At 44.1% G+C, this 17,756-nt stretch carries 19 protein-coding genes; 8 read left to right on the top strand and 11 right to left on the bottom strand.

The genetic code is table 11. The features are described 5' to 3' along the window. Positions 1 to 66 precede the first annotated feature (66 nt). Positions 67 to 543, bottom strand: a complete 477-nt coding sequence (locus tag ACINWC323_RS05390) for an RNA pyrophosphohydrolase (RefSeq protein ID WP_004656060.1) — start codon at positions 541 to 543, stop codon at positions 67 to 69. A gap of 183 nt (positions 544 to 726) precedes the next feature. Here ACINWC323_RS05390 and ACINWC323_RS05395 point away from each other — a divergent pair, with 183 nt between their 5' ends. Then, positions 727 to 1,377, top strand: a complete 651-nt coding sequence (locus tag ACINWC323_RS05395; RefSeq protein WP_009514243.1) for an HAD family hydrolase — start codon at positions 727 to 729, stop codon at positions 1,375 to 1,377. A 99-nt stretch (positions 1,378 to 1,476) separates the two neighbouring features. Here the strand turns inward: ACINWC323_RS05395 and ACINWC323_RS05400 are convergent, their stop codons facing one another. Both ACINWC323_RS05400 and ACINWC323_RS05405 read right to left on the bottom strand, forming a co-directional pair. After that, the gene (locus tag ACINWC323_RS05400) at positions 1,477 to 2,340 is read right to left on the bottom strand and encodes a LysR family transcriptional regulator (protein WP_005226598.1); all 864 of its coding nucleotides are present in this window, start codon (positions 2,338 to 2,340) and stop codon (positions 1,477 to 1,479) included. Positions 2,341 to 2,395: 55 nt separating this feature from the next. After that, positions 2,396 to 2,602, bottom strand: coding sequence for a DUF2061 domain-containing protein (locus ACINWC323_RS05405; protein ID WP_005226599.1), 207 nt, complete (start codon positions 2,600 to 2,602; stop codon positions 2,396 to 2,398). 343 nt (positions 2,603 to 2,945) lie between these two features. Here ACINWC323_RS05405 and leuC point away from each other — a divergent pair, with 343 nt between their 5' ends. The 4 genes from leuC (at position 2,946) to leuB (ending at position 6,964) form a co-directional block, all read left to right on the top strand. Continuing rightward, positions 2,946 to 4,364, top strand: coding sequence for a 3-isopropylmalate dehydratase large subunit (gene leuC, locus ACINWC323_RS05410; RefSeq protein WP_009514128.1), 1,419 nt, complete (start codon positions 2,946 to 2,948; stop codon positions 4,362 to 4,364). 109 nt (positions 4,365 to 4,473) lie between these two features. Next, complete coding sequence (leuD, locus tag ACINWC323_RS05415; RefSeq protein WP_009514267.1) at positions 4,474 to 5,124, top strand: 3-isopropylmalate dehydratase small subunit; 651 nt, start codon at positions 4,474 to 4,476, stop codon at positions 5,122 to 5,124. A gap of 135 nt (positions 5,125 to 5,259) precedes the next feature. Next, the gene (locus ACINWC323_RS05420) at positions 5,260 to 5,838 is read left to right on the top strand and encodes a hypothetical protein (protein ID WP_005226601.1); all 579 of its coding nucleotides are present in this window, start codon (positions 5,260 to 5,262) and stop codon (positions 5,836 to 5,838) included. Positions 5,839 to 5,884: 46 nt separating this feature from the next. Then, the gene (gene leuB / locus ACINWC323_RS05425; RefSeq protein WP_009514196.1) at positions 5,885 to 6,964 is read left to right on the top strand and encodes a 3-isopropylmalate dehydrogenase; all 1,080 of its coding nucleotides are present in this window, start codon (positions 5,885 to 5,887) and stop codon (positions 6,962 to 6,964) included. Positions 6,965 to 7,016: 52 nt separating this feature from the next. Here leuB and ACINWC323_RS05430 read toward each other — a convergent pair whose 3' ends face one another. Next, entirely contained in the window at positions 7,017 to 7,427 is a 411-nt protein-coding gene (locus tag ACINWC323_RS05430) for a hypothetical protein (protein WP_009514201.1), read from the bottom strand. A gap of 151 nt (positions 7,428 to 7,578) precedes the next feature. Here ACINWC323_RS05430 and ACINWC323_RS05435 point away from each other — a divergent pair, with 151 nt between their 5' ends. Beyond that, positions 7,579 to 7,950, top strand: a complete 372-nt coding sequence (locus ACINWC323_RS05435) for a lysozyme inhibitor LprI family protein (RefSeq protein ID WP_032876205.1) — start codon at positions 7,579 to 7,581, stop codon at positions 7,948 to 7,950. A gap of 63 nt (positions 7,951 to 8,013) precedes the next feature. Here ACINWC323_RS05435 and infA read toward each other — a convergent pair whose 3' ends face one another. Further along, positions 8,014 to 8,235, bottom strand: coding sequence for a translation initiation factor IF-1 (infA, locus tag ACINWC323_RS05440; RefSeq protein ID WP_001284370.1), 222 nt, complete (start codon positions 8,233 to 8,235; stop codon positions 8,014 to 8,016). 230 nt (positions 8,236 to 8,465) lie between these two features. Between infA and ACINWC323_RS05445 the strand changes: the two genes are divergently transcribed. Further along, entirely contained in the window at positions 8,466 to 9,473 is a 1,008-nt protein-coding gene (locus ACINWC323_RS05445; RefSeq protein WP_005226611.1) for an AraC family transcriptional regulator, read from the top strand. Between the two features lie 65 nt (positions 9,474 to 9,538). Here the strand turns inward: ACINWC323_RS05445 and truA are convergent, their stop codons facing one another. The 5 genes from truA to asd form a co-directional block, all read right to left on the bottom strand. After that, the gene (gene truA / locus ACINWC323_RS05450; protein WP_009514260.1) at positions 9,539 to 10,336 is read right to left on the bottom strand and encodes a tRNA pseudouridine(38-40) synthase TruA; all 798 of its coding nucleotides are present in this window, start codon (positions 10,334 to 10,336) and stop codon (positions 9,539 to 9,541) included. A 15-nt stretch (positions 10,337 to 10,351) separates the two neighbouring features. Further along, a complete protein-coding gene (locus ACINWC323_RS05455; protein WP_009514126.1) occupies positions 10,352 to 11,320 on the bottom strand; it encodes an asparaginase domain-containing protein in 969 nt (322 codons plus the stop codon). Between the two features lie 44 nt (positions 11,321 to 11,364). After that, positions 11,365 to 12,606 (bottom strand): T4P machinery localization factor FimV, encoded by a 1,242-nt coding sequence (fimV, locus tag ACINWC323_RS05460; protein ID WP_009514103.1) that lies wholly within the window; start codon positions 12,604 to 12,606, stop codon positions 11,365 to 11,367. Between the two features lie 61 nt (positions 12,607 to 12,667). Beyond that, positions 12,668 to 14,143, bottom strand: coding sequence for a FimV/HubP-related protein (locus ACINWC323_RS05465; RefSeq protein WP_009514358.1), 1,476 nt, complete (start codon positions 14,141 to 14,143; stop codon positions 12,668 to 12,670). 141 nt (positions 14,144 to 14,284) lie between these two features. Continuing rightward, on the bottom strand, positions 14,285 to 15,403 hold the full coding sequence (asd, locus tag ACINWC323_RS05470) for an aspartate-semialdehyde dehydrogenase (protein WP_005226618.1): 1,119 nt from the start codon (positions 15,401 to 15,403) through the stop codon (positions 14,285 to 14,287). 188 nt (positions 15,404 to 15,591) lie between these two features. Here asd and ACINWC323_RS05475 point away from each other — a divergent pair, with 188 nt between their 5' ends. Then, positions 15,592 to 16,701: an endonuclease/exonuclease/phosphatase family protein gene (locus ACINWC323_RS05475; protein WP_009514248.1), complete on the top strand. Its 1,110-nt coding sequence runs from the start codon at positions 15,592 to 15,594 to the stop codon at positions 16,699 to 16,701. Positions 16,702 to 17,034: 333 nt separating this feature from the next. Here the strand turns inward: ACINWC323_RS05475 and ACINWC323_RS05480 are convergent, their stop codons facing one another. After that, positions 17,035 to 17,754: a hypothetical protein gene (locus ACINWC323_RS05480; RefSeq protein WP_009514100.1), complete on the bottom strand. Its 720-nt coding sequence runs from the start codon at positions 17,752 to 17,754 to the stop codon at positions 17,035 to 17,037. Positions 17,755 to 17,756: the final 2 nt, after the last annotated feature.

The following is a 17,756-nucleotide window of genomic DNA, read 5'->3' as shown; positions in this document are numbered from 1 at the left end:
TTATAGGCCTAGTTATAACAGCTCTCTTGTCAAAAATCATTGCTTAAAATGATGATTTTATGACAATTAACGCTGAGGTAGTTGTAAACATAATTCCATCATGGCTTTACGGTAAACATCACGTTTGAAGTTGACCACTTGACCCAATGGGTACCAATAACTCACCCATTGCCATTCATCGAACTCGGGTGGGTCTGACAGGTTCAACTGAATATGATGAGGCGAGGCCGTTAACTTCAGTAAAAACCATTTTTGCTTTTGTCCAATACATACCGGATCTGAATCTGACCGAATGTACCGATGTGGCAAACGATAACGCAGCCAACCTTTTGTTTGCGCTATAATCTGGACGTGTTCGGGCAATAAACCGACTTCTTCTCTCAGTTCACGAAAAAGTGCCTGTTCAGGGGTTTCACCAAATTGGATCCCTCCTTGTGGAAATTGCCAAGCATTGTGACCAATGCGTTTTGCCCATAAAACCTGTCCATCATCGTTTGCCAAAATGATCCCGACGTTGGGTCGGAAACCTTCTGAGTCGATCATTTGGCTACCTAAATTTTATCTATATCGTTGACTTTGATCTCGGGGACAGACTATCTTCCATGTCCAACTCGAAAAAGGTCAAAGTAAAATGTTTAAATTGCTATGATCTTAACGAATTTTTAGTGACTTACGGAAATAGATTTACGTTTTTTTTCTTTAATTTGCATTTAAATGAGCATTTATATGAAATTGGCTTTGTTTGATTTAGATCATACCCTGTTAAATACCGATTCTGACCATTCCTGGGGTGAATTTCTGGTCAGTGAAGCGTTGGTTGATCCGGTTCATCATCGTCAAATGAATGACAAGTTTTATGAAGACTATAAAGCCGGGCAACTTGATCCGATTGCTTATAATGAATTTGTATTTGAATTTCTTACCCAACACGACAATGCCTATTTAACTGAGTTACATCAGTTGTTTATGCAAAAAGTCATTCGTCCACAAATGCGTCCAAAAGGATCTGAGGCGATTAAAAAGCATCAGGATCTAGGGCATGCGATTGTAGGGATCACCGCGACCAGTGATTTTATTACCGCGCCAATTTTCCGGGAATTTGGTATTACCGAAATTATTGCCACCAGTGCTGAAGTCGTTGATGGTAAGTACACAGGTAAGGTCACAGGAATCCCATGTTATCAACAAGGCAAGCTGGCCCGTCTGGATCAATGGCTGGCTGGACGTACGGTGGATGAGTCTTGGGCTTATTCAGATTCGATCAATGACCGTTTCTTGCTGGAATACGCCACCCATGCGATTGCGGTCAATCCAGATGATCGTTTAGAAAAACTGGCGCAAGTCCAGGCTTGGGACATTCAGGACTGGTCAATCTAAAACCTCCTTATCTGTGTCTGTTTTGAAGACAATAAAAAAACCTCCTAGCCATGGAGGTTTTTTATATTACGAATGTTTCTACAGCAAAGGATGGATTACTTATCCTACCTGCATCATCCGAATCAGCTCCTCAGCCGCCTTAGACTGGATACGGGCTGGATGCCAGACCATACCCAACTGACGTTGCATATCCAGCTGTAAATCCAGTTGTTTTAAATCCTGATTGACCAGTGTCTTGGGCAAAACGGACCAGCCTAAACCGATCGAAACCAACATGCGGATGGACTCTAACGGATTGTTGCTCATGGTGATTTTAGGTTTGAGATTGTTCTTTTCAAATTCTGCCAAGGTAATCTGGCTGGTATAGGTTTGTGCGGCTGGCAATAAGCTCGGGTAAGCAATCAGGTCTTCGAGCTTGAGCTGGGTTTGCTGTGCCAAGGGATGGAAGGGGGCAGCCACAAATACCAATGGATCATTCCAGATGGTGACATAGTTGAGCCGGTCATCCCCAACTGGAGGTAAGGTTAAAAAGGCCAGTTCCAGTTCACCTGCCAGCACCTGTTCATGCGCCTGTTCAGAATCGACAAAATGCACATCGAGAGTGACTTGGGGAAAATGCTGCACAAAGTTTTTAAGTGGCTCGGCCAGATGATGCAAACCGATATGGTGACTGGTGCCAATCTTGAGACGACCTTGTACCTGCGCCTGCTCATGGCTCAAGGTATGGTGAATCTCTCCCAGATTATTCAGCCAGCTTTGAACTTTGGGCAAAAGTGAGTGTGCCGCATGGGTCGGTTGAATGCCCCGGCCTGCGGACTCAAAGAGCTTGACGCCAAAGTAGTCTTCAAGACTATGAATCCGTTTAGTGACTGCAGGCTGGGTAATAAATAATTGTTCTGCTGCAATAGAAATGGAACCGGTTTCCATCACTTTTACAAATGCTTCAAAAGCTGCGAGGTTCATACACGCCTATCCAGAGGGAGATTTTAAATTGGTTTTATGTGCAATTTTTTTTGAATTAGAAATAATTCCAGACTTTCTCATGAAAGAAAAAAGCGAAGGCTTGTACGGTCGGTTCGATTAAACTCAACGTTGCTGCCATCATCAGATTCCCTGTAATGACATAGGCAACCATCATCGCCACACTAATATGCATAATGTAATAACTCAAGGTTTTTTTCAAAGTCCGCCGATTGTTGAGTACAAATTGTTGGATATTGGCCATTGTCGTCACCCGAATAAATCTCTATTTAATTAAATAATAATCATTATCATTTAAAATGTAAAAAAGAAATTTCAATTTATGACGATTGTTTTTATAAATAGAATGAAGATTCACTTAAATTTGATCAAAAAAACCATATTAACGCTAAGATAAGACCGGATCAGATTGATTTGGCATGCTTTTCATTGAATAAACACAATTTTGAACTTGGCAGAAATTTATCATTCCAAAAAGTTTTTTAATTTATAAAAATGATAAATTAGATTTATGTGAAGCAGTTGCTATAATCAATTCAAGATAAAAAATACCCAGTCCGATGGCAAGCACGATGGAGAGCGACGACATGGCAGGCAAAACTTTGTACGACAAATTGTGGGATGACCATTTAGTAAAACAACGTGATGATGGTTCTAGCCTGATTTATATTGATCGTCATTTATTGCATGAAGTCACCAGTCCTCAGGCATTTGAAGGCTTACAACTTGCCGGACGCCAGCCGTGGCGTTTAAGTGCCAATGTCGCAACGCCTGACCATAACGTACCGACCTCTAAAAAAGAGCGTGAACAGGGGATTGCCGGCATTGAGGATGATACCTCGCGTATCCAGGTTCAGACGTTAGACGATAACTGTAAAACATTTAATATCGTTGAATTCGGTATTAATGACATTCGCCAAGGCATCGCCCACGTGGTTGGGCCAGAGCAGGGTTTGACTTTACCGGGTATGACCGTCGTGTGTGGTGACTCGCATACCGCAACGCATGGTGCCTTTGGTTGCTTGGCACATGGTATCGGAACTTCAGAAGTTGAGCATGTCTTGGCAACGCAATGCTTGGTACAGAAGAAGTCGAAAAACATGTTGGTGCGTGTCGATGGCGTATTGGGCAAGGGCGTAACCTCTAAAGACGTGGTCTTGGCGATTATCGGCAAGATTGGTACTGCAGGCGGTACAGGTTATGCCATCGAGTTTGGTGGTCAAGTATTCCGTGACATGTCAATCGAAGGCCGTATGACGGTATGTAATATGGCGATTGAAGCGGGTGCACGTGTAGGCATGGTGGCTGTTGATGACAAAACCATTGCCTATGTCAAAGACCGTAACTATGCCCCAACAGGCGAACAGTGGGATCAGGCGGTTGAGTACTGGAATACCTTGCATTCAGACGAAGATGCAGTATTTGATGCGGTAGTGGTATTGAACGGTGCCGAGATTGAACCGCAAGTGTCTTGGGGCACCTCACCGGAGATGGTGATCCCGGTGACACAAGCCGTGCCGACTTTAGAGCAAGCTAAAGATGAGGTACAACGCAATGACTGGACCCGTGCTTATCAATATATGGGTTTAACCGCTGGACAGGCCTTGGCTGATATCCAGTTGGATCGCGTCTTTATCGGTTCGTGTACCAATTCGCGGATTGAAGATATCCGTGCAGCTGCCGACGTGGTAAAAGGTCGTAAAGTGGCTGCGAGTATCAAGCAGGCCATGATCGTTCCAGGTTCTGGCTTGGTGAAACAGCAGGCGGAACAGGAAGGTTTGGATCAGATTTTCTTGGAAGCAGGCTTTGAATGGCGTGAACCTGGTTGTTCAATGTGCTTGGCCATGAATGCTGATAAATTGCAACCCGGTGAGCATTGTGCCTCGACTTCAAACCGTAACTTTGAAGGTCGTCAGGGCAATGGCGGACGTACCCATTTGGTCAGTCCGGCAATGGCGGCTGCGGCAGCAATCGCAGGCCATTTTGTTGATGTTCGTTCATTTTAATTAAAGCCTTTATACCCCCTCATCCCAACCTTCTCCCAAAGGGAGAAGGAGTTCCCTCTCCTTTAAGGAGAGGGGTAGGGAGAGGTTACAGATTTTCTAGGAAACAATCATGAAAAAATATACTGTAGAGCAAGGTATTGTTGCACCTTTAGATCGTGCCAATGTCGATACCGACTTGATTATTCCAAAACAGTTTTTGAAATCAATCAAACGGACAGGTTTTGGTGACAATTTATTTGATGAATTGCGCTATCTGGATGAAGGCTATTTGGGGCAGGACATTAGCAAGCGTCCAAAAAATCCTAATTTCGTGTTAAACAAGCCGCGTTATCAAGGTTCGAGCATCTTATTGGCACGAACCAATTTCGGTTGTGGCTCAAGTCGTGAGCATGCGCCGTGGGCTTTGAGCGAATATGGCTTCCGTACCGTGATTGCGCCAAGCTTTGCCGATATTTTCTTTAATAACTGCTTTAAAAATGGCATGTTACCTGTGATCTTGTCTGAACAGATTGTGGATCAGTTATTTAAGGAATGTGCTGAAACCGAAGGATATCAGTTAACCATTGATCTGGATGCACAGGAAGTTCGTACGCCATCAGGTCAGGCATTTAAATTTGAAGTTGATCCATTCCGTAAACATTGTTTATTGAATGGTCTGGATGATATCGGCTTAACCTTACAGGTTGCAGATGATATTCGTGCCTATGAAGCGAAAGCCAAACAGGCGCGTCCTTGGGTGTTTCAGGACATTCAGGCTTAAGTTGAGTGGACGAAATTACACTTCGTCTTGGACATTTTTAACATAGCCATAGCGCAGACATTGAACTCTTGTTAACATGCTAGCGACTAATTTTTTGCTTCCATGTTAACAAGGCATGAGGACTGGGCTTGAATAATGAGAAGAAGACTCGCTCGCAGTATTTTACTGTGTCTATGTGTTGGTACGACCTTAACCGCGTGTCAAAATGCACCGAACGTGGTCGATCAGGTTCGTATTGCACAGAACATGCTGGAAAGTAAGGCGGACAACACAACTTTATATTGTTCGGGCGTTGAGAATTGTGAGTTTGAACGAATCGGAGATATTGCCGTGATCGATGCAAAGACTCACCGGATCAGCCAGCAGGCGATGGGACGGGGAATTGTACGATTGCATGGTTCGGTATTCAGCCGAAAACAGCAGGTGTATTTAAGTGTACCTGCCAAGCAATATGAAGTGGTTATTCGTTTCTATCCTATTTCTCCAGATCGCGCAGAAACTTTCCATGTCATTCATGCGTTCAAACCGCATGTGCGCTATACCTTTAAAATGTATCGAGACAGAACACATCGCTCATCGGGCAGTTTACTCAACGTTTCTGTACCTGATCCGCTATGTGTAGATTTACAGCAAGAGCAACATACCATTCGCCGTTTCTGTCGTCCTTTTGACGTGAGTACAGGTCTGGGCGAGTTTGTTGAGAAAAAGGTTTAATCGGCTCGCAGTGGCAACACTGCTTATATGAAAACTGGAAAAGTAGATGTCTAAACATATTTTAATTTTAGCGGGTGATGGCATTGGTCCTGAAATCGTAGCTGCAGCAGAACAGGTTTTAACCAAGGTCAATGATAAATTTAATCTAGGTTTGACATGGGAACATGGTTTACTGGGTGGCTCAGCCATTGATGCACATGGCGAGCCGTATCCGGCGGTGACCAGTGAACAGGCAAAACAAGCCGATGCCATTCTACTGGGGGCGGTGGGTGGACCTAAATGGGACACGATCGAGCGCGCAATCCGTCCTGAACGTGGTTTATTGAAAATCCGTAGTGAATTAAATTTATTCGCCAACCTGCGTCCAGCCATTCTATATCCGCAATTGGCCGATGCTTCGAGTTTGAAGCCAGAAATTGTTGCAGGTCTGGATATTCTCATTGTTCGTGAATTAACCGGCGGGATTTATTTTGGTCAGCCGCGTGGTATTCGTGAACTGGAAAATGGTGAGAAACAGGGTTATAACACTGACGTTTACTCAGAAAGCGAAATCAAGCGTATTGCTAAGGTTGCTTTTGAACTGGCGGGATTACGCGGCGGCAAAGTATGTTCGGTCGATAAAGCCAACGTACTTGAAGTGACTGAGTTGTGGAAGCAAACGGTGACTGATTTACAGCAAGCCCACTATTCAAATATCCAGTTATCGCACATGTATGTGGATAATGCCGCGATGCAGCTGGTGCGTGCACCAAAGCAATTTGATGTCATCGTCACCGGTAATCTGTTCGGTGATATCTTGTCTGACGAAGCAGCAATGTTGACGGGATCGATCGGCATGTTGCCTTCGGCTTCTCTAGATGAAAATGGCAAAGGCATGTATGAACCGTGCCATGGTTCTGCACCTGATATCGCAGGACAGAACATTGCCAATCCATTGGCGACGGTACTGTCCGTTGCGATGATGTTGCGTTATACCTTCCGCGAAGAAGCGGCTGCTAAGGCAATTGAAGATGCGGTCGGTCAGGTACTGGATCAAGGTTTACGTACCGCTGACATCATGTCTGAAGGCATGACCAAAGTGGGTACGGATGCGATGGGTGCAGCGGTTGTTTCAGCGCTGGACTAAGTGGTATTGCAAGTAAAAACGCAGCAATGGCTGCGTTTTTTTATGGTGGAAATTAGCAGGCCTTACCTTCATAACGGATAGCACGGGCGATTTGCTGCTGATCCAGCTCGAAAATAATATGACAATAGAAATTCACGTCATAAGATTGCTGACTGGTTGAGATCGATCCTAATCGTACCGAGCCACTGGCCGGTGAACTCGGATCTCCATAAGCCTGTGCAATCGGAACGGGAATATTAATCGGACGAAGTACAGTAAAAACCAAACTTTCTTTGCTTCGCTGGGGTTGTTTTAAGGTCTGGAAGCCTAAACTTCGCAAGTTCAGGTTCTGCTGGATCTGGTCGGCGGATTGGCCCACATAGGGCTGTAAATAGTCTTGCAGTTGCACGGATTGCCATCCTGAGGTTGCACATCCTGATAAGCCCAGCATGAAAGCGGTTAGATAGAGTTTATAATTTGCCATGTTATTTTCCTGAATGATGCGGCATCCTTTCTGTTCTCATCATAGCGTGGATAAAGACAAAAATGTACAAACTTGTCTACTTTTGGGTAATATTAAACAGCGTCAAAATATGCTTAGATGGGCCCGAAAGTTAAAAGATGTGGAAAGTTTCATGCACAGGTTGATATTCGGATTGATAGGTAGTGTGATGGCGACACTAAGTTATGCGGATAATTGTGATAAAACGCGTGATGGTTATGATGATGTTTTCTGTACCAATAAAGTCTATCTGAGTGCAGATACGGACTTAAATAAAAACTATCAGCTATTACGCAAATACCTGAATGAAACCCAACAAAAAATCTTGAAGAAATCCCAGCTGGCATGGATCCGTTATCGCGATGTCGAGTGTAGTGAGGACCTGAAGAGCGTGGCGAATATTCAATGTCGTTTAAGCATGACCCAAGAGCGCAACAACTGGCTACAAGAGCGCCTGCGTGAATGTGAAGCGGGCGCATGTAAAACCACGCGTTTGAGTGAGTAAACAAATCCCCGGATATAAAAAAAGCCACATCAAATGTGGCTTTTTTGCATTCACTAATCTGACTTAGCGTGCACGATAAGTGATACGACCCTTGGTTAAATCATAAGGTGTCATTTCAACTTTTACACTGTCACCTGTCAAAATACGAATATAGTGTTTACGCATTTTACCAGAAATGTGAGCAATAACTTCGTGACCGTTTTCTAAACGTACACGGAACATCGTATTAGGAAGCGTTTCGGTGACAACGCCTTCGAACTCAATGAGTTCCTCTTTATTGGCCATAGCCTACCTGATGATCAAATTGGGAAGGCGCAAATTATAGTCAATTTATTTAAAATTTACAAGATCAAGTCGCGGTAAGGCTGTCACATATTAACCGAAAGAAACTGTCAGACAATTTAGGATTTTTTTTAACAAAATAAGCAGAATATTGTTGTCAGTTTGGTCAATCAACGTTAATCTAAAATTGTTGTTCATTGTCATAATAACGTATCTACAGGGAAGGGCACTGCGTGGGTCAGCTAACAGATGCATCAGTTGTATTGCGCTTTGGTTATCAGGCAATTCGTAAAGCAGGATTACCAACCGAAGAGATTTTAACAAAAGCCGGCGTGGCGCTAAATCAGGTTGATACCAATGCGAGAACGCCCCTGAGTGCACAAAATGCCTTCTGGATTGCGGCACAGGACGTGAGCAAGGATCCGGATATCGGATTGCACCTTGGCGAGCATCTACCTTTATATCGTGGTCAGGTGATTGAACACCTTTTTATCAGTAGTGAAACTTTTGGTGAAGGATTAAAGCGCGCTTTAGCCTACCAGCGTCTGATTAGTGATGCCTTTGATGCCAAGCTGATTATTGAAGATGGCCGCTGCTATTTGACCAATGGTGAACAGTTCTGGCCAGATAATTTGGTCAATCGCCATTTTTCCGAATGTGCCATGTCGGGTATTTTACGTTTCTTTAAATTTATTACCGAAGGGCAGTTTGAGCCAATCTACATTGATTTTAATTTCAGTGAAGGTGCTGCTGATGATGAATATTTCAGGGTCTATGGTTGCCCAGTCAGCTTAGGACAAAAAGAAACACGTCTTTATTTTGATGCTGCCGTGCTGGACTATCCATTGTGGCAAGCTGAGCCAGAATTACTGCAATTGCATGAGCAACTGGCGATTGAAAAATTACAGGAACTGGCGCGATACGATCTGGTCGGTGAAGTGCGCCGTGCCATTGGCTCAACCTTGGAAAGTGGTGAAACGACACTGGAAACGGTTGCTGCACAATTGAATATCACGCCGCGTCGCTTAAGAACGCAATTGAGTGAAGCCAATACCAGCTTCCAGCAAATTCTTTCAGACTATCGCTGTCGTCTGGCGAAAAAACTTTTGGCGAATACCAGTGAAAGTGTGGAACGTATTGTGTATTTAACCGGTTTTTCTGAGCCAAGTACATTCTATCGGGCGTTTAAGCGCTGGACCAATGAAACCCCTGTTGAATATCGTAAGCGTAAACAGCGTTAATTCTGTTTCGATAAATAGGCCTGGTCAAATCGATCAGGCTTTTTTATTTGTTCATGGATTTTGAATTAATCCGGTAAATTGAGCCACTGCGGGCCTAAAGGCATCTTCGGTAATTCAAACTCATCTGGATAATAGGCCTGAATAAAATAAAGACCATCGGAAGGGGCGGTAATTCCGGCAGCAGTACGGTCTTCTGCAGCAAACATGGTATCGATATGGTCGATGTCATACATGCCTTGACCGATTTCAAGCAGGCAGCCCATGATGTTGCGCACCATATGATGTAAAAAACCATCTGCCTGAATGTCGAGTACCAGATAACGGCCATGCTCAAACAGACGGCAATGCTTGACGTGACGTACCGGTTGATTCGACTGACAGGCTGCCGCACGGAAGGTTTCGAAATTATGCGTGCCTTCAAATTTGGATGCAGCCTTAATCATTTTCTGGACATCAAGCGTTTGATAGAGATGCGTAACTTGCTTGTACAGCAACGCCGGACGAGTCGGGGCGTTATACACCACATAACGATAACGACGCGCCACCGCCTTAAAACGTGCATGGAAATTTTCATCCATGCATTTAATCCACTGAATCGAAATATCTTTGGGTAGTTGACTGTTGGCCCCACGAATCCAGCCTTGTTCCGGACGGATCGCTTCGGTATCAAAATGCGCCACCATATTGGTTGCATGCACACCAGCATCGGTACGGCCCGCGCCATGCAATACGATCGGTTGATTGGCAATACGACTCAGCACTTCTTCAATGGTTTCCTGCACAGTGACAACGCCAGCCTGTTGGGTTTGCCAACCACGGTATTGAGTACCGCAAAATTCAATACCTATTGCATAACGTTGCATGTTCTCACCTCAATATTAGTGTTGCTGCCAATGTTCGAACCATTGTTCGTGGGTCGGGTATTTTAAATACATTTGCAGGGCTTTTGCATATAAATCGGCATGGCTATGGCAATCATTGACCAAAACTTTGGCAGATTGAATCCATGAACTGACGGCATAACGCTGATCCAGCTGCCCGAAGGTGACCTGTGTACTAATAATCGGCAGACATTGCTGCTGATAAAGTGTTTCGAATAACCCAAGGATTTCATCATTGACGGCAATATTGCCTGTTCCGAAACCTTGTAAAACCAGAAAATTGGGTGGCGCAAGCGCAAGATTTTTTAACTGCGTGACCAGTTGTTCTTTGGCAATCGGCTGTAACATCAGGTTGAGTATGTTCAGTTGCGCTGCTTTTTCGATATGTTGATTGTGGATCACAAAAGCATCGGCGGTGGTCTGACAATTTTGCTCTGCCTTGATCCCGACAAAAGCATCCAGCTCGGTGGTATGGGCTTTTAGCGTGGTTTGGGCATGGAAGATTTGTTGATGAAAGGCCAGATAAACACCGCTGGGTAGGCTTAGTACTTGCTCTAGAGCTAGGTATAAATTACCAATCGCATCGGTAAATTCACGAGTATCATTGCCTTCAATATTCAGTAATGGATATTGACTGCCGGTAATAATGGCATGGCAAGAATGGCCTAAGAAGCGTGCCAGTGTGGCTGCTGCATAACTGAGCGTATCGGTTCCGTGAATAATCACGAAATGCTGAAAGCCATTCAGTTGGAGTTGCTGGATTTGTTGGACCAGTTGTAGCCAGTCAGATGCTGTGCAGGCGCTGCTATCTTTAATACTGGGTGCAGCGAAGCATTCGACCTGTAAATGCGGTGGGATCACCTTGCCGAGTAGCGGTAAAAAGTCCTGTTCCGGCATTGGCATTAACGGTTCGCCAATACAGCCAAAAGTCCCACCCATATAGATTAAAGCGATTTTTTTCATCATAAAAAAAGCAGTCTTAGAGACTGCTTATATTAGACTGATCAAATTCAGGAAGCTATTTTATTCAGTAAAATTTCTGAACGTTGTTGTTGCTCTGCATTCAATGTTGACGTGTTTTTTAACAGTTCACGAGCAGATTGGTAAGCACCCAGTTCAATATACTGTTCAGCCAGTTCCAGATTTAACTGTGCTTCATCCAGTTGTTGCAAATCCGGGAAGGATTGTACCAGTGGATCATGACTTGCTGATGTTTGAGCCGGTGCTGGCGTAAATTCAACTTTAGGCTCGACAACAGGTGCGGGCGCTACAGCGTCAAATGAAAATTCAGTCTTTTCAATCGGGGCTTTTTCTTCAACTTGCCCCTGAGACGGTTCAAAACTGAAATCAAGGCTTGGTGCTGTTTCTGTACTTTGCTGCTTAGCTTCAGGCTGATTTGGAACAACTTCTAAATCCGCAAAGTTAAAGTCTAATTCAGGTTTAGTGTCTTCAACTTTGGCTTGTTCAGTCTGCGCTGGGGTGGAATCCAGATCAAAAGAAAACTCAAGCGGCTGCTGCTGTTTTGCTTCAGGTGTTTCAACAGGTGCAGGGACAGGTTCAACCGTTTGCTTTTGTTCAAACGAAAAGTTGAAATCTAGGGGCTGTACTTCAGGCGCTGGCTCTACAGGTTTGGCTTCTTCTGCAGGCGCGTTATATTCGGATTGTAAATCATCAAAAGACTGTGCTGCCGGTGTTTGCACCAAAGCATCAAAATCAGCGCTATTGTTTTGAGCGACGGGTTCAACTGCTGTCGGTGTCTGATGAAAACTGGTCGCGTTAAATTCGATTGAATCGGGCTGTTTGTTTTGTAGATATTCGCGATGTTTGATTTCAGCGGCTTGCACAATATCTTCAAGTTTTAGTGCATGCAGATGTTTGATCAGTTGATCAATTGCAAAATCATCTTTCTGTTTGAGATGAATCTCCAGCAAAAACAGATACAGCTCATGTTGAGAGTTATCTTGTTTCAAAGACTGATTGATTTGTGCCTCAGCAGCTTGAAAATTACCACTTTGAATATTTCTTTCAAGCTGTTGGCGCAGGCTTTCAGAAATTGCAGTGCTAACTTGAGGGGCAAGTTCCTGTTCTTCCCGAACGAGTGTTGTACGTGAAGCGGTTTTGGTGGCAGCTTTTTTCGGCGTTTTGGCTGTACCTTTCTTTGGTGCAGCATTGGCCTGATTACTTTCACGTTTTTTTAAAAAGATCGCGACCACCAGCACAATGACCAGTAGCACGATGATGATATTTGACATGATCTTTACCCCTTAAAGATAGCGCCGCTTTTATGCAAATTTATGAGAATCTTCTCGTTACCTAGCGTGTTGGCTTTTTAGTTTCCTGCTGCGCTTTCAACTGATCTTGTAATTCGGCAAGCCGGGCATTTAACAGCTGAATACGTTGTTCCTTTTGATGCAGTGCCAGTTCTAACTGGGTAACGTTTCTTTGTAATGTAACGGTTTTTTCTCGTGCTGTCATAACTTTTAATGACAAGTCTGCACTGGTTTTTTGTTGTAATGTGTCTTTTTTGGCACTTCCCGTACTTGAATCTTGATGACTTTCAGCAACTAAGGACATTTCTGCCTGCTGTAAGCGATATTTGGCTTTAGCCGCGGCAGGGCGCTGCGTTTGTGCTGCAATCTGATTGATATTTTTAGGCTGCTGAGTGGCAGTGGCACTGACATTAAAATTCAAATGTGAGCCTTGTCTAAGCCGGTTTGCATTGCCGCCAATAAAGGCATGTTCATTCTGCGCCTTGATTTGATGCATCACCTGAGCAACAGGCTGCTGGGTCTGCCCGGCAATACGTTGTGCAATACTCCATAGCGATTCATTGCGTTGTACCACATGTTGTTGTGCAGTCTGCGTAGAGGGCATTGGCGTATTCTGCACAGGTGCTTTTTGCTTGACCGGTGTGGAACGTTCTTTGGCCTGATACTGGGCCTTGGTTTTCTCTGCATCTTCAACAGACTTTAATGCCGTATTTTTTAACTCATTTTCCGGTTGAACAGTTGATGTTTCGACTGGAGAGCTTTGGGCTGTTTGAACATTGTCCTGTTTAAGAGCAGTCACTTCGGCTGCTTTTTCTAATTTCTCTGCTTTGGGCTCTATATTTGATGCTGTTTGCTGAAGTGGTGCTGCTACAGAGGGATCTGTATTGACAGGCGTGGCAACTGATATGACGGCTGCATTGTCCAGTTCAGAAGAAGATTGTTTTTTTAATGCAGGCGGTAAGGCAAAGGGTGCATTTAACAGGGTTTCCTGTTTAGCCACGGGTTGTGCCGTACTATCTGTAACATTGAAATGGGTACTTTCAGGCAGGTTTAAGGCTATATCTTTTTCGCTGACGATAAATTTGGGTGTCAGTGATTTTTCATTATTACTTTTTACGCTGAGCGGTGGTGCTTTGGCTGCCTGACGCATGGACTGGCGTATATGTTTTAAATGAGAAGCGCCGCCTTCCTGTATTTTGATAATAATGTTCAGTTCAGCATCGGTCATTGGACGGGAAGAGGTAATGACAATGACACCTTCACCCTGATTATTGCGGCGTGTAAAAAAGTTCAGATTTGAAGGCGGCTGATGCGCTGCGCCAATCATCAATAAGTCTTCTGGTGTGGCCAGACTGACATCAAATTTCGAGTTGAGATCGGCCTGATGAAAACTCATTTCCGCATACAGTAACTCACCTGGCGCAGACTGGATTTGCAATGGATCAAGTGTAATGGCATAAAGATGTTGCGAAGAAATTATGGTTAAAATGGCAATTTTTAATTTGTTATAAACAGTCATCTCGATCCATGAAAAAGTGATGTGATGGTCAGAAAAAAGTATACATTACCGTGATGTAAATGAATTGTAAATTCTTCATTTTTCATCAGTATAAAAAAGCCGATCAAATGTGATCGGCTTTTGATTTTTCGGGATTTTTGCTTAAGCGTTCTTGTATTCAACCAGGATACGAAGCATACGACGCAACGGCTCTGCAGCGCCCCAGAGTAACTGGTCACCAACCGTGAATGCACCGAGATATTCTTTACCCATATTCAGCTTGCGTAAACGGCCGACTGGCACAGTTAAAGTTCCGGTGACTGCAACTGGGGTAAGATCAGTCATGGAAGCTTCACGAGTATTCGGAACCACTTTTGCCCATTGGCTCGAGTTGCGAATCATGTCTTCGATCTCGTCCAGTGCCACATCTTTTTTCAGTTTCAAGGTAATCGCTTGAGAGTGACAACGCATCGCACCGATACGGACACAGTGTCCATCGATTGGAACAATTTGCTGGTTACCGAGGATCTTGTTGGTTTCAACCTGACCTTTCCATTCTTCTTTTGATTGACCACTTTCGAGCTGTTTATCGATATATGGAATCAATGAGCCTGCCAATGGCACGCCGAAGTTTGCTTTCGGAAAACCTTCGCCACGTTGCAAGTCAGCAATTTGACGATCAATATCCAGAATCGCAGATTTAGGATCATCCAGTAAATCTTTGGTATTGTTATACAGATAGCCCATACCGGTGATCAGTTCACGCATGTTTTGCGCGCCTGCACCCGATGCTGCCTGATAGGTCATTGAGGTTGCCCACTCCACCAGATTGTTCTGGAACAGTGAACCCAAGCCCATCAACATCAGTGAAACCGTACAGTTACCGCCAACGAAAGTTTTAGTGCCATTCACTAAACCATCTTTGATCACGTTTAAATTCACTGGATCAAGAACGATGATTGCATCATCCGCCATACGTAAAGTAGAGGCTGCATCAATCCAGTAGCCATCCCAACCTTCAGCTTTGAGTTTCGGGAAAACTTCAGATGTGTAATCACCACCTTGACAGGTCAAAATGACATCCATTTGCTTCAGACTGTTAATGTCCGTTGCATCCATAAGTGCTGGGGCAGTCTTACCACCAAATGCAGGTGCTTCACCACCTGCATTACTGGTAGAGAAATAGAATGGCTCAATATGAGCAAAATCATTCTCTTCAACCATACGTTGCATCAGGACAGAACCAACCATCCCACGCCAACCGACCAGACCTACTTTCATGTCATTGTGCCTCGGTATGTAAAAAATTTTAAAGGGGTTTGAGTGTATCAAAAGCGTCCACAACTGCAAGCTTTAGCGAACTAAAACAGTCAGTTTATTGAGTGGAATATCTTGTTTATATTAGAGAGAAAATTGATAAAGCGACAGCTTTATTGTAAATCTATGCTATCCCTAAGAGAAAAATGAACATGATGTGGATTCAGATTTGCGCAGCAGTGGTGATATGGCTTTCCTTTTGGTCATTAATCCCGAGAGATGAATGGTGGATTCGGGGCGCGGATTTTCCCAGATTACAGATCTTGGCATTGGGGATCGTGACTGCCGGGGCAATGTTATTTGGTTTGTCGGACTGGACCTTGAGCACCGAGCTGTTTTTTCTTGGCTTAATGGCTGCGATTGCCTATCAGCTCAAAATGGTGCTGCCTTATACGCCGTTATGGAAAAAGCAGGTACAACAAGTCAAACAGGCGGACTTAAAGCCAGAACAGCAAATTTCATTACTGGTCGCCAACGTACTGACTCCCAATCATCAATATCATCTTTTGCTGGAGCATATTGAGACTTTAAAGCCTGATGTGGTGTTGACGCTTGAATCCAATGCTGCCTGGCAACAGGCACTTAGCCAGATTGAGCCAGACTATCCGTTTCGGGTCCCTGTACCCTTGGAAAATCTGTATGGCATGCATCTGTACAGTCGCTTGCCGTTAAAAGATACCGAAGTGAAGTTTATCTTAAGTGATGAAATTCCTTCGATTCATACCTGCCTGACCTTGAAGTCGGGGGTGCAGGTCAAATTGTATTGTTTACATCCGAAGCCGCCGAGTCCTACTGAGGCCAAAGATTCGACTTTAAGGGATGCCGAGTTATTGCTTGTGGGTGATCAGATCAAAGATCTGGACCAGAGCTGTATTGTGATGGGTGATCTGAATGATGTGGCCTGGTCGCGAACAACGCGTTTGTTCCAGCGTATTAGCGGCTTGCTCGATCCGCGGGTTGGACGCTATTTTATGAATACTTTCCATGCCAACTATCCTTTACTACGTTGGTCACTGGATCATATCTTTCATAGTACCGATTTTGGTTTAGTTAAAATGAAACGTTTGTCCCATATCGGTTCAGATCATTTTCCAATTTATGTGGTGTTGCAAACAGGTCTTCGCTTTGAACAGCAACAACAATCACTGCAACAGACGGCCGAAGATGAACAGGAAGCCCAAGAGGCCATACAGGAAGGCATAGAGAAGGCCGAAGAAGAGGAAAAAGTCGTGATTGATCCATTGGCTCAACCGCATAAATAGCAATGCGATTGTGTTGAAACGATGCAATTCCTTTTAATTTCAGCGCGTTGCTAAAACCTATGATTTTAAACTTTAGCTAATCAATGTACGTTATTTCGTACATGGATTTAAGTTTGTAACGAATAGCCCTACAGCTACAAAAGATTTATTCTAAATACATCAGCACAAGGACGCAGGAATGGATTTCCGATTAAGGATAAGCAGCGCTGAGATGGAACAGTCATCATGGATATGATGCATGCGATGGACGCAACCCAATAAAAATAACGTGAAAGCACAACCTCATTTGCCCGAGTTTTGCAGGATGCAAGGCTCGGGTTTTAATTTTTTTATTCATTCAGATGCTTTATTTTTCTCTCCTGCCGATATTTCAGTATCAGGGTGCGGTGGATCAATACGTTCAGGTTTTTTAGGTACCAGTTTTTTATAAATAGGCACAGTGATCTGCGCGGCTTCACATTTTTCCCATGCCAGGTCAATGCTCGGTAAGTCTGTAGCATAAAAAGCATTATAGCTGACGATCAAGGGCAGTTCGGTCTCGGCAAAACTCAGATCCAGCTCATAGCGGCGGGTTTCATAAGGGCGCAAGACCTGAATTTCATCCTGATCTGTCGCACATCTCAATGATTGTCCATGAAACATGATGGTTTCACCGACCTGAAATTCAATTGGACGGCAAAGCGGTACACGCTGATAGATATAATTGGAGGTGGTATTGCTAATTTCAATCTGTAAAGGTGCCATTGCCAAGGGCTGAAGCGAATTGACGGGGAACGGCTGTTTGGTTTTAGCATCAATAAAACCCATCGTGCGTTGTATGCCTTTACAGCTACTTTGACTCTCTTTCGGGATCGCGATGACGTACTCATAACGCTCATCCTTATCACCTGTTGACGGATTGGAAATCCCGCCGTTATTTCCACCCGGCAAAGGTTTCAGCGTTCCCGAACCACTTCCTCCCAAGCTGACATTAGCCGCAGAAAAATTTTCACCACATGCGGTCAATGCCAGGGCGGAAACTAAAAAAATGCTTGGGAAAAGTATTGTTTTCATTT

The sequence above is a fragment of the Acinetobacter sp. WC-323 genome (assembly GCF_000314615.1).
Classification (GTDB): Bacteria; Pseudomonadota; Gammaproteobacteria; order Pseudomonadales; family Moraxellaceae; genus Acinetobacter; species Acinetobacter courvalinii.
The sequence above is the reverse complement of the archived record's forward strand: the minus strand, read 5'-3'. Positions and strand labels throughout refer to the sequence as shown.